Here is an 11,497-nt window from a genome sequence, read left to right on the forward strand (position 1 = left end):
TACAGCGAGCGTCGGCCGACCGGGCCGACCCGCCTGCACCCTGATGGAGCTCTCATGACCGTCGACGTGGACGTCGCCATCGTTGGATACGGACCCGGGGGCGAGGTGCTGGCCTCCCTGCTGGGGCAGGCCGGGCACCGCGTGGTGGTGTTCGAGAAGTTCCCCGCGCCCTACGGGCTGCCCCGGATGAGCACCCTGGACGGCGAGATCGCCAGGTTGCTGCAGCACACCGGCGACGGCGTCAAGGCACTGGAGGGCTCCGTCCCCCAGCACTTCGGCAACCTGTACGGGGCCGACGGCGAGCTGGCCATCCGCTTCGACTGGACCGGTGAGCTGTGCGGTCACGCCTCGCACCTGAGCCTCCACCAGCCCAACATCGAGAGCGCCATGCAGGAGCGGGTTGCCTCCCTCCCCTCCGTCGACGTCCGCTGGGGGACCGAGGTCACCGAGGTCGAGGACCTCGGGGACTCGGTCCGGGTGACGGCGCGGACGCTGACCACCACCGACGAGCAGGCCCCCCTCGAGCAGGTGACCGCGACCTACGTCGTCGGCATGGACGGCGCATCGAGCTTCGTCCGCCAGGCGCTGGGGATCCCGCTGGAGATCCTCCGCCAGCACGACGACCAGTGGTTCCTCACCGACTTCGACATCCTCGACCCGGCGATCAAGGAGCCCGAGACCGAGATCCACATGATCCCGACCGGGCCCTACTTCTGGGGGCCGAACGGGGCCGGCCGCTGCCGCACCGACGTCCGGATCATGCCCGGCACCGAGCCTGCCGAGCTCATGGACGAGGAGCACGGCTACGCGTGGCTGGAGGCCAACATCGGCATCCCCCGCGAGGCGGTCCGGATCAGCCGGCGGGTCCTCTACCGCTTCCGCTCCCAGTACGCCAAGTCCTTCCGCAGTGGCCGGGTCTTCATTGGTGGCGACGCCGCCCACGCCATGACCCCGTTCATGGCCCAGGGCTCCTGCTCGGCCATGCGCGACGGCGCCAACCTGGCCTGGAAGCTCGACCTGGTGCTCCGGGGCTGCGCCACCGACGAGCTGCTGGACACCTACGAGCCCGAGCGGCTGGCACACGTGGTCCCCCTGGTCCACGGGTCCTTGGCGCAGTGGGGGCTGCTCACCGAGGAGGACTCCGCCAAGGCCGCCGGCCGCGACGCCTTCCTGCGCTCGGGCGAGGCCCACCTGCCACCCATGCCCATCCTCACCGCCGGGATCATCCACCGCGGCCCCGACGGCGAGCCGGTCGGACCCGCCGGAGAGCTCAGCCCGCAGGGCAAGGTCCGCATCGGCGAGCGGGAGGGCCTGCTGGACGACCTGGTCGGCTTCGGGTTCCAGGTGATCAGCGCCGACCCCCTGGACGACGCCCTCACCGATGCCCAGCGCAGCGCACTGGACTCGATCGGAGCGAAGGTCCTGATCCTCGGCGACGGCGGAGTGGGCGACCTGGAGGACACCTACGCCACCTTCCTGGCCGAGCACGGCGCCACCAGCTACATCAGCCGCCCGGACTTCTACCTCTTCGGTACCGCCACCGGCCCACAGGCAACCTCCGCTCTGGTCGATGCGCTGCTTGCACAGCTGCCCCTCACCGCCCAGCCGGTGCCGGCATGACCGAGAGCCCCGCCCCCTCACCGGGTCGCCTCCCCGGCGGAGGGTTCACCTACGGCACCGTGCAGGCCGGTGGTTACACGCTGGACTACGCCACTGCCGGGCCCGAGGATCCTGCAGCGGTCCTCGTATCCCTGCCGGGGTCGGCCGGTCTGGAGATGTCGATTGCCAAGGACCAGCTGGCCGGCCACTACCGGGTCATCGAGCTCAACCCGCCGGGATGGGGCGCCCGAGACGACGTCAGCGAGAAGATGCACCAGTCGCAGCTGGGGCCGATCCTCACCGAAGCCGTCGAGCGCCTGACCGACGGGCCCTTCTTCCTGGTCGGCACCTCGATGGGCGGCAGCAACGCCCTCTACGTCGCAGCGGCGCTCCCGCACCGGGTCCGCGGGATCGTCCTGGAAGGCGGCATGGCCCCCAGCCGACCCGAGGATCTCCGGATGCCTCCCCCGCCCGAGCCCGGCTCGGACGCCGGACCCGAGGCGTCCTACCCGGCCCCGGTCACCGATCCCCGCAAGCCGTGGGCGACCCCGGAGTACGTGACCGGGCAGATGAGCGTCCGGCTCCGGATGTTCGGCTGGATCGAGCCGGACTTGCAGGCCTCCGAGGCCATCGCTGCCATCCGGGAACGGGGTACCCCCGTGCTCGCCCTGCTGGGCGAGGACGACGAGATCATCGCCCCCAGCCAGCAGCAGCGTTTCCAGGAGGAGTTGCCCCAGGCCGACTTCCAGCTGGTGCCCACCGGCGCGCACGACCTGCAGAACACCGTCCCCGACGTGTTCGTCGACCTCGTCGAGAACTTCATCGCTTCGGTAGGGCAGCAGTGAGGATCGTCGGCTTCCGCCACCGCACCGGAGACACGGACAGCGGGGACGTGCAGGTCGGTGCGCTGTCCGAGGACGGCGCCCGGGTGACCGCGCTGGCCACCCTGGAGGAGTTCTGGTCCGACGCCGCCGCCCTGCTGGCCGCCGACCCGGCCGCCGCGATGGCCGCGCCGGAGCTCGCGGTCACCGACGTCGAGCTGGTGCCGCCGGTGCTGCCCGGCGCCCGGGTGATCTGCATCGGGCTGAACTACCTCAAGCACGTCGCCGAGGGCTCCTTCGCCGGCGAGGGCGCGCCGCCGCACCCGACGCTGTTCGCCCGCTGGACGCAGTCGCTGTCGGTCGGCGGGGTCGGCGTCCCGGTGCCGGTCGACGAGGACGGCCTGGACTGGGAGGGCGAGGTGATGGCATACGTCGGCGCCGAGCTGGTCGACGCCACGCCCGAGGAGGCGCTGGCCGCCGTCGTCGGGTACTCCACCTTTAACGACATCACCGCCCGCCGGGCGCAGAAGCTGACCAGCCAGTGGATCCTCGGCAAGAACGCCGACCGGTCCGGGCCGCTGGGCCCGATCGTGCCGGCCGCCGAGGTCGGCGACCTGCGCGACGGTCTGCGGGTGCGGACCCGGGTCAACGGGCAGATCGTGCAGGACGGCTCGACCGACGAGATGGTCTACACCGTCGGCGACACCCTGGCGCTGGCGTCGCGCACGTTCACGCTGCGCCCGGGCGACCTGCTGGCCACCGGCACGCCCTCGGGGGTCGGCTACGCCCGCGACCCGCAGTGGCTGATGCAGCCCGGCGATGTCGTCGAGGTGGAGATCGACCGGCTCGGCACGCTGACCACGCCCGTGGTGGCCGGCCGGTGACGGACTTCCGGCAGTACCTCTTCCCGCACGACCACCCGCGGCTGGCCTCGGTCCGCGGGATGGACCCCTACGCCTACCGCGAGCACGCCCGCACCCCCGGCACGTTCACCGGTGGGCTGGTCGAGGGCTGGACGCCGCTGTACCTGGCCCCCTTCCGCGGCATCACCGAGGACGGCACGCTGCGCGAGGACCTCTACGACCTGACCCCGGCCGCACCCGGCGAGGAGGCCCCGGTGTCGGCGATGATCGCCGCCGCCGACAGGCTGCTCGAGCTGCTCGACGACGACGACCGGGCGCAGCTGCAGCACCCGGTGGACGCCCCCGAGTGGCAGACATGGGCGAACCCGGAGTTCATGCAGTTCGACACCGGGCTCCGGCTGGAGTTCCAGCCGGTCCCCGTCCAGGAGGCCGCGCTGGCGCTGGTCGCGGCGTCGCTCTCCACCGAGGGATACGCCCAGGTGCACGCGATGATGCGGATCAACGGCTTCCTCGGCGAGGTCGTCGGGTTGCCGGCGATCCTGAACGAGCTCAGCTACAACATCGCGCTCTACGGCGACCCCGACCTGCGGGCACCTTGGGGCTGGCAGCTCTACGGCCACCACTGCGCGGTCAACTGCCTGGTCGTCGAGGGCCGGATGATCGTGTCACCAGTGTTCCTGGGAGCCGAGCCCGACCGGATCGACGACGGCCCGGATGCCGGCCACAGGGCCTTCGGCGACCGGATAGCACAGCACCTGGCGGTGATGGACGCGATGACCCCGGACCAGCGGGCCGCTGCCACCGTCTACGCGCAGATGGTGGACCCGGCGATGCCCCCGGGCCGGGTCCACCCAGGTGACGAGCGGCACCTGGCGGGGGCGTTCCAGGACAACCGGGTCATCCCGGTCGAGGGCGTCCAGGTGGCCGACCTACCGCAGGCGGCGCAGGACGCAGCTCTGACCCTGGTCGCCACGGCCGTCTCCCTGCTGCCTGACGGTCCGCGGACGGCATGCCTGCGGGAGGTGAGGGACCACTGGGCGGAGACGTCGTTCAGCTGGATCGGTGGTCATGCTCCCGGGGACGTCTTCTACGCCCGCCTGCAGTCCCCGGTGCTGATCGCCGAGCTCGATCACCACTGCGGCGTCTTCCTGGACTACCGGACACCCCAGCCCTTCCATGTCCACACCGTGCTGCGCACGCCGCACGGCAACGACTACGGGCGAGCCTGGGTGCGCCAGTGGCAGGCGGGACGCTGAACGAGCCGGCCGTGCCCGGCGGAGGCGTCCGCCGGGCACGGTGGGGACTCAGCGCAGCGGGGAGGCCTCGGCCGGCGCGAGGAAGACGGAGTGCACCGCGACGATGTCGGACATCGTGAAGCCGGCCATGTCGTCCCGGAACGCCTGGCTGCTCATGTACTCGGCGGTGACGGCGCCGGGGTCCGCACCGTCGGCGTAGGACACCAACGCGATGAGCGTCGGCGCGTCGGCCGGCTCCTGGCGCCAGATGGCGTGCGTGGTGACGCCAGCCGCCGCGAGGCTCGGGATGTGCCGGGCCCAGTGCACGGTCTCGTACCGCTCAAGGGCTTCGACGGAGGCCAGGGTGTACGTGCGGAGCTCGAACAAGGGGGGGTCTCCTCGGGTAGGGCAGCGGGCCGTCGCACCATCGGACGATGTCGTTCCACCGCACCCGTCGATCCTCGCAGGACGATGCCCGCGGGCTCGCGTCACCCCACGCGCGAGGCCGGATCCGGGCTCCGGTCGTCCCCTGTGGTCGTGAGCCCCCGACCTGGATGGCACTCGCGCGTCCGCACCCGTCCCAGATGGGGCGAGCGGTCCGTGCGCGGGATCACAAGACGGGCAGGAACGGCTGCGAGTGCCGAAGGCTTGTGCAGGGCGGAACATGAACTTTCAATAATTTCGGCAAGGAGCAGCTCTCATGGCACACATCAGCATCCTGGGTACCGGCACCATGGGTTCGGTCATCGCCTCGATCGCGCAGGCCGGCGACAACACCGTCGAGCTCCTCGGCAGCAACGACACGGCCACGCCGGTGACCGGCGACGTCGTCGTCCTCGCCGTCCCCTACGCAGCCCTGGCCGGCATCGCGTCCACCCGCGGCGCCGAGCTCGCCGGCAAGGTCGTCGTCGACGTGACCAACCCGGTCGACTTCGCCACGTTCGACTCCCTCCTCGTGCCCGCGGATGGTTCCGCGGCGGCCGAGGTCGCCGCAGCCCTGCCCGACTCGCGTGTGCTCAAGGCGTTCAACACCACCTTCGGCGCGACGCTGGCCTCCGGCACCGTCGGTGGGCAGCAGCCCACCACCGTCCTGATCGCCGGGGACGACGCGGACGCGAAGGCCCAGCTGGCCGCGATCGTCACCGCCGGTGGCCTGCGCGCCGTCGACGCCGGCTCCCTCCGCCGGGCCCGCGAGCTCGAGGCCCTGGGCTTCCTGCAGCTCACCCTGGCCGCCACCGAGAAGGTGTCCTGGACCGCGGGCTTCGCCGTCGTCGCCTGACACCTCCTCCCCCACCCATCCTGCAGCCGAGGAGCCACCGTGCCCACCACCCCCACCACCACCCAGGTCGCCGACGCCCGTATCCCGGCTGCACACCCCTTCGCCGGGCACCTGCGCCGGGCCCAGGCCCTCGAGCAGGCGGCCCCCCACCGGACGTGGACGCCCGAGGACGGGCCCCTGCCCAGCCTCTACGTCTCGCACGGCGGGGGGCCGATGCCGTTCGCCAGCAATGACTGGCTCGACCCGCTGCACGACTGGGCCCGTTCGCTCCCGAAGCCGAGGGCGATCCTCGTCGTCTCCGCGCACTGGGAGTCCGCTCCGCTCTCGCTGAGCGCGGACCGGCCCGCGGACCTGGTGTACGACTTCGGCGGCTTCGACCCGCTCTACGACGCCTTCCGCTACGACACCCCGGACGCCGGGGACCTGGCTCGGACCGTTGCCGGTCTGATGCCCGACACCCAGCAGGTCCATCAGCACACCCGCCGCGGCCTCGACCACGGCGCCTGGGTACCGCTGAAGATCATGTACCCGTCCGCGGACGTCCCGGTTCTGCAGCTGAGCCTGCCCACCGAGGACCCCGACGAGCTGCTGGCGCTCGGCCAGCGGTTGCGACCTCTTCGGGAGTCCGGCGTCCTGGTTGTCGGCTCGGGCCACATGACCCACGGCCTGCCGTTCCTCACCCGCGAGAACTTCACCCAGAACACGGCGCCGGCCTGGTCCGTGGACTTCGACGCCTGGGCCGCCGACGCCCTGGCCCGCGGTGACGTCGCCGAGCTCGCCCGGTTCCGCGACGCCGCGCCCGGGATGCCCTACGCGCACCCCACCGTCGAGCACTTCACGCCGCTCTTCGTCGCTCTCGGGGCGGCCACCGACCCCGCGGCCCCGGTGACGACGATGCTCGAAGGTTACGGCGTGGGCCTCTCTCGACGGTCGTTCCAGGCAGCGTGATCGACGGGCCCGCCGCGCGGCGTCCGTGGCCCTGATCCTGAGCCGTCCGCCGTCCAGGGGACCCGGGCGGGTGATCGTCCCAGCCAGGCCTCAAGCCAGGCCGCACCCGGTCCGTTGTGCACCACATGACAGCTCTGCTCGACGAGGCCGGCCTCAGGTCCCAGCAGCATCTCCTGCTGGCCGACCTCGACCTGCTCGACACCCCTGGCAACGTTGAGCTCGACGCCGTGGTCCGGGTCGCTGCAGCAGTGGCTGGGGTCCCCTACGCCGCGATCAACCTGCTGGACACCGAACGCCAGTGCCAACCCAGCGCCACAGGATTTCCGGGCGAGGACTCGCCCAGGCACGAATCGATGTGCGATGTCGCCGGCCGGCTCGGCACCGTGGTGCACGTCCCGGACGCCTCCGCCGACGACCGCTTCGCGGACAACCCCTGGGTGGACGGCCGCCGCTCCACCGTGCGGCTGTACGCCAGTGCACCGCTGCTCGTCGACGGGGTCTCCATCGGCAGCCTGTGCGTGTTCGACCTCGCGCCCGGCCATCTCTCCCCCGACCAGCTCGACAGGTTGGGAGATCTCGCCGAGGTGGTGGTGGCCCTGCTGGTCGGGCGCCGCGCCCACCGGCGCAGCGAGCTGGCCCGGGCGGAGCTGGCTCGCGTCAACGACCAGCTGAGCCGGACCCGGGCCTTCGAGAATGCTCTGCTGGAGGCCTTGCCGGTCGGGGTGGTCGCAGCGGACGCCGACCGCCGGGTCACGCTGTTCAACCAGGTCAGCAGGCACTGGCACGGACAGGACACCGACGCGGCCCTGACCCCCGCCGAGCTGGCCAGCGCCTACGACCTCTACCAGGCCGACGGCACGACACCGCTCCCCGTTGACCGCATCCCGCTGATGAGGGTGTTCGACGAGGGCCGCATCACCGACGCCGAGATGGTCATCCGCGCACACGGGAAGCCTCCCCGGATCGTCTCGGTCTCCGGCACCACCATCCAGGACGCCCACGGCGAATGCGTCGGAGCAGTCGTCGCGATGGCCGACGTCACCCGGCAGCACGAGCTGGCCGAGCAGCTGCGGACCGCCGCCATGCACGACGCCCTCACCGGACTCCCCAACCGCACCCTGCTCATGGACCGACTCGCGCACGCCCTGCAGGCCATTCACCGCGACGCCGGGTCCTTGGCGCTCCTCTACTGCGACCTCGACGGGTTCAAGGCGGTCAACGACGACTTCGGCCACGCCGCCGGGGATGACGTGCTCGCCCAGGCCGCCGTCCGCCTGCTCGACGCCGTCCGCCCCGGCGACACCGTCGCCCGCATCGGTGGCGACGAATTCGTCCTGCTGTGCCCAGGTGTGGACACCGCGCCGCACGCGCAGGCCGTCGCCGACCGGGTCACCGCCGCGCTGGCCGAGCCCATCCACTCGACCGAGACGGTGCACCAGCTGGGCATCAGCGTCGGGATAGCCCTGAGCCGCACGGACTCCTCCCCCGAGAACCTGCTCACCCGCGCGGACGAAGCCATGTACCGCGTCAAACGGCGTCGACGCACCGAGGCCCGACGCGCCTGATCACACGCCTCGGCGCCCCTCCGACCGCATCCACCCGACCGATCATCGGTTGCGCTAGAGCCGAGTTCGGTCCCCTTCGCGACCGGCCCGGGGTGCCAGCACCACGGACGCAACGCGGCGCGACTGACCCAGCGTGTCATCACCGCCGGCGGTGATGATCCAGTTGTTCCTGCCGGCGTCTCGGAACGCGGTGATGGACCACAACACCCGCGGCATCAGGCGTGGGCGGTCGGGCCTTCGACCCGTTCGACAGCGCCCTGCCACACCCAGCAGCGCAACCGCTCCTCCCCCACCTGGAGCTCGATGCCGACGGCGTCGACCGTCCAGCGCTTGACCTGGACCGTGCAGCGGATGTCGGTATCACCGAACTTCAGCCACGCCAAAGCCCGCATGGGACCGCGCTCAGGCGCGAGCGACACGACCCGGGTGGTCAGCTGCAGCTGCTCGGGCGTGAGTGTGTGGAGAGTGCCGCGGCGCCGGGCGCCCTGCAGCCGGCGCTCCTGGGCACGCTGCGCACCCGCTTCGGGGTAGCGCCTGTTCGAACCCACCACCCAAAGATCGCACGCATGTTCGACCAGGTCTCGCGACGTTCCGGTGCCGTCCTCGAGGGTTAGAAACTCCACGGGCAGCGCCGACAGCGCGGCGCGGGATCCGGTGCTTGTTCAGCACGCGGCGAACGGCGGTCTGAGACCGGTCGACCAGCTCGGCGATTTCCCGCAGCGACCGACCTTCGACGTAGGCGGTGACGACGAAGGACTCCAACCGGTCCTGCAGCTGCCGATCGAGCACAGTGCCACTGCGGGCTGTTCCGACGAACTGCGGCAGGGGCCGCAGCTGGGGCCGGGGCGGGTAGGGCACGTGCGCCGTCAGTCAGTCTCGGGCCGGCCACGGCACCAGCGGCGGCATCTGCTCGCCCACCTGCGTACCCGCATCGGCGTCGTGGTGTTCGTGGCTGCCGCCGGCGTGGGACAGGGCGGCCAACAGCAGCTGAAGGTGCCTCCGGTCCAGGCCGGACGCGACGTCGCCGAGGTCGACGGGCCGACCATCGGCGATGGACGCTGCCGAGCGGAGGATGCGCAGCTGGCCGCTGCTGCCCTCGATGCGGCCGACGCGCACAGCTTCGTCGAGCTCAGTCCAGGCGATGGCCGCCCAGGCCACGCCGGGGACCTGGCCGGTGGGAGGTGCGGTGTCGTCCTCGTCGGTGTCGACGGTGATGAGGTCGGCAGCAGCGAGGGCGGGAAGCCAGTGGCCTGCGTTGGCCAGCAGCAGGATGGCGGCTTCAGAGGTGTAATCACCGATGGCGGCGCGCAGCAGCGCAGACTCCAGGTCGACCGGGTCGAGGTCGGCGGCGCGGGGTGCGAACAGCACGGGGTTCTCCTTGGTGGCTGGTGCCGGTCTGTCGAGGGTCCCAGCCAGCCACAGCTGGGTGATGGTTCACGGGCGTCTGCCCCCCGGGGGGTGGTCGAGGAACGCGGGCAGGTGAGGTTGGCGCCGTACCCGTCGAGTGGTCTGGAGCTCACGGACGCGCCAGCTGCGAACCGGCGCGGGCACCCAGCCCGGAGCGGTCGCCGGCGGCGGTCGCACCTCACCTCGATGGTGCTGACCTGCGGTGGGGCCGCACCCGGCGGCACGACCCCGACTCAGCAGGATCAGTTGTTTCTGGACAGGGGTTCCTGACCGCAAGCGCGGCGCTCGACGTCGGCCAGGGCATACCCGAGGGTCTGCAGGTGGCCCAGGTAGCGGCCGGTGGCCGCACGCAAGGAGCGCCAGTCGTTGCGATCGGTGCGGGCCTCGTACGCGGCCAGCACGAAGACCAGCGTCAGCACCAGCGCGCGCGCCTCGGTGGCCTTCCCCACCAGCGCAACCAGCTCGGCCGACCGGCCGTAGGCACCCGACGCCACCCCGAGCAGATCGGCGGCGAGGTGGTTGCCGCCGACGTCGGCCAGCAGGTCGGCGTCCTGGGCGAGCGCACCGGCAACGAACGCAGCGGTGCCCTTGGGTACGGACTTACGAGTACCCAGAGCACGCAGCCACTCCCGCCGCACGGTCTCTGCACTGCCCCAGGCCTTGTTGGACTCGATCACGTCGCGGCGATCGGCACGGGCGGTCTCGCGCTGGTCCTCGGTCATCTCCTCGGCCGGGATGCGCGCGGCTCCCCTGCTGCCCGTGGTGGACCACCGGTCGCGGTGCCCATGGGTGACCGGGTCGGTGCAGACGAACACCGGAACCGGGCGAGGGCGCCAATGCCGCTCCCCCACCGACCCCTCGGTCTCCTCCTCCCCGTCGTCCTCGTCGTCGTTCTGGCCCTCGATGCTGGTGATGGGCTGGCCGTCGTCGTCGACCCAGCCGTAGCGCTCGGCGATGTAGGCGGCGTGACCGGGGCACGCAGCGTGCCCGGTCACCGCCAGCTCGCCTCCGTCGGCATCGGTGAGCCGGTGCAGCGGGAGCGCCGCCTCACCGGCTGCGGGGGTGTCGACGACCCGGACTCCAGCCGTCATCAGCCGGTCGGCGGCGGCAGCGCGATGGGCGGCGGCGGTGCGCTCGTCGCGGAGCCGCTGGGCGACGTGGTCGAACCGGCCATCGCGCGCGCCGACCACCAGGGCCTTGACCGCCTCAGGGTCGGCGTCGAACTCTGCGACGGTGGCGGCCTGGGTGAGGTCCAGGAAGTCGTAGCGGGCGGTGGCGGCCTTGGCCAGCTCGGACCCGGTGACGGCGAGGGCAGCGGCGACATCGGTCTTGCTCGCTCGGGTGCGGCGAGCGATCTGGGTGGGGCTGACCCCGAATGCTGACAGCTGGCCAATGACGTCGATCCGCTCAGCGTTGGTCAGGCCGGCGCGGTGCTCGTTCTCCGCCCACTGGGTGACCAGCCGCTCCACGGTTCCCGCGTCGTCGCAGCTCTCGTCCGCGACGACGACCACCGGCACGGAGGTGCGGCCGAGCTTGACGGCGGCCAGCGTGCGGCGGTGGCCGTAACGGACCCGCAGGCACCCGTCGACAGTGCGGACGGCGACGATCGGGACCAGGACGCCGTGCTCGGCGATGCTGCCGCAGAAGTCGGGGTCCAGACGGTCGTCGTGACGGACGTTGAGGTCGACCAGCAACGCGGCCGGGTCGATGTCGACCAGCTCCCGTTCGCTCACGGACAGGGCGGGGGAAACGCTCTCGATGGCGGTCATGACGGGCTCCA

11 protein-coding genes are annotated in these 11,497 nt (G+C 71.8%); 7 read left to right on the forward strand and 4 right to left on the reverse strand.

Annotated features, from left to right (window positions below):
- Positions 1 to 54: 54 nt before the first annotated feature.
- The 4 genes from BM158_RS19425 to BM158_RS19440 are packed head-to-tail and all read left to right on the forward strand — an operon-like array spanning position 55 to position 4,539.
- Positions 55 to 1,620 carry a bifunctional 3-(3-hydroxy-phenyl)propionate/3-hydroxycinnamic acid hydroxylase gene (locus BM158_RS19425; protein ID WP_091563565.1) on the forward strand — a complete coding sequence of 522 codons (1,566 nt, stop codon included), beginning with the start codon at positions 55 to 57 and terminating at the stop codon, positions 1,618 to 1,620.
- The gene (locus BM158_RS19430; protein WP_091563567.1) at positions 1,617 to 2,444 is read left to right on the forward strand and encodes an alpha/beta fold hydrolase; all 828 of its coding nucleotides are present in this window, start codon (positions 1,617 to 1,619) and stop codon (positions 2,442 to 2,444) included. The genes BM158_RS19425 and BM158_RS19430 overlap by 4 nt, the downstream gene beginning before the upstream one ends.
- Before the next feature lie 47 nt (positions 2,445 to 2,491).
- Positions 2,492 to 3,304: a fumarylacetoacetate hydrolase family protein gene (locus BM158_RS19435; protein WP_229827363.1), complete on the forward strand. Its 813-nt coding sequence runs from the start codon at positions 2,492 to 2,494 to the stop codon at positions 3,302 to 3,304.
- Positions 3,301 to 4,539 carry a DUF3500 domain-containing protein gene (locus tag BM158_RS19440; RefSeq protein WP_229827362.1) on the forward strand — a complete coding sequence of 413 codons (1,239 nt, stop codon included), beginning with the start codon at positions 3,301 to 3,303 and terminating at the stop codon, positions 4,537 to 4,539. Before BM158_RS19435 ends, BM158_RS19440 begins: the two co-directional genes overlap by 4 nt.
- A 48-nt stretch (positions 4,540 to 4,587) precedes the next feature.
- On the opposite strand, the gene BM158_RS19445 is transcribed toward BM158_RS19440, so the two are convergent.
- Positions 4,588 to 4,905 carry an NIPSNAP family protein gene (locus BM158_RS19445; RefSeq protein ID WP_091563573.1) on the reverse strand — a complete coding sequence of 106 codons (318 nt, stop codon included), beginning with the start codon at positions 4,903 to 4,905 and terminating at the stop codon, positions 4,588 to 4,590.
- Positions 4,906 to 5,218: 313 nt separating this feature from the next.
- Between BM158_RS19445 and BM158_RS19450 the strand changes: the two genes are divergently transcribed.
- The 3 genes from BM158_RS19450 to BM158_RS19460 all read left to right on the forward strand — a co-directional run bounded on the left by BM158_RS19450 (position 5,219) and on the right by BM158_RS19460 (position 8,310).
- Complete coding sequence (locus BM158_RS19450) at positions 5,219 to 5,797, forward strand: NADPH-dependent F420 reductase (RefSeq protein ID WP_091563575.1); 579 nt, start codon at positions 5,219 to 5,221, stop codon at positions 5,795 to 5,797.
- 39 nt (positions 5,798 to 5,836) lie between these two features.
- Positions 5,837 to 6,745, forward strand: a complete 909-nt coding sequence (locus BM158_RS19455; protein WP_091563577.1) for a dioxygenase family protein — start codon at positions 5,837 to 5,839, stop codon at positions 6,743 to 6,745.
- Positions 6,746 to 6,870: 125 nt separating this feature from the next.
- Entirely contained in the window at positions 6,871 to 8,310 is a 1,440-nt protein-coding gene (locus BM158_RS19460; protein WP_131802082.1) for a diguanylate cyclase domain-containing protein, read from the forward strand.
- Positions 8,311 to 8,525: 215 nt separating this feature from the next.
- Here the strand turns inward: BM158_RS19460 and BM158_RS21915 are convergent, their stop codons facing one another.
- The 3 genes from BM158_RS21915 to BM158_RS19480 form a co-directional block, all read right to left on the reverse strand.
- On the reverse strand, positions 8,526 to 8,933 hold the full coding sequence (locus BM158_RS21915) for a hypothetical protein (protein ID WP_165629036.1): 408 nt from the start codon (positions 8,931 to 8,933) through the stop codon (positions 8,526 to 8,528).
- Positions 8,934 to 9,180: 247 nt separating this feature from the next.
- On the reverse strand, positions 9,181 to 9,678 hold the full coding sequence (locus BM158_RS19475; protein ID WP_091563585.1) for a hypothetical protein: 498 nt from the start codon (positions 9,676 to 9,678) through the stop codon (positions 9,181 to 9,183).
- Between the two features lie 281 nt (positions 9,679 to 9,959).
- Positions 9,960 to 11,486 (reverse strand): ParB/RepB/Spo0J family partition protein, encoded by a 1,527-nt coding sequence (locus tag BM158_RS19480; RefSeq protein ID WP_091563587.1) that lies wholly within the window; start codon positions 11,484 to 11,486, stop codon positions 9,960 to 9,962.
- Positions 11,487 to 11,497 lie beyond the last annotated feature (11 nt).

This window comes from Klenkia taihuensis, from assembly GCF_900112525.1.
Classification (GTDB): domain Bacteria; phylum Actinomycetota; class Actinomycetes; order Mycobacteriales; family Geodermatophilaceae; genus Klenkia; species Klenkia taihuensis.

Excerpts from the sequence above, each read along its gene's own strand:
- BM158_RS19425 (WP_091563565.1), top strand. The coding sequence starts at position 55 with ATGACCGTCGACGTGGACGTCGCCATCGTTGGATACGGACCCGGGGGC.
- BM158_RS19430 (WP_091563567.1), top strand. The coding sequence starts at position 1,617 with ATGACCGAGAGCCCCGCCCCCTCACCGGGTCGCCTCCCCGGCGGAGGG.
- BM158_RS19450 (WP_091563575.1), top strand. The coding sequence starts at position 5,219 with ATGGCACACATCAGCATCCTGGGTACCGGCACCATGGGTTCGGTCATC.
- BM158_RS19460 (WP_131802082.1), top strand. The coding sequence starts at position 6,871 with ATGACAGCTCTGCTCGACGAGGCCGGCCTCAGGTCCCAGCAGCATCTC.
- BM158_RS19480 (WP_091563587.1), bottom strand. The coding sequence starts at position 11,486 with ATGACCGCCATCGAGAGCGTTTCCCCCGCCCTGTCCGTGAGCGAACGG.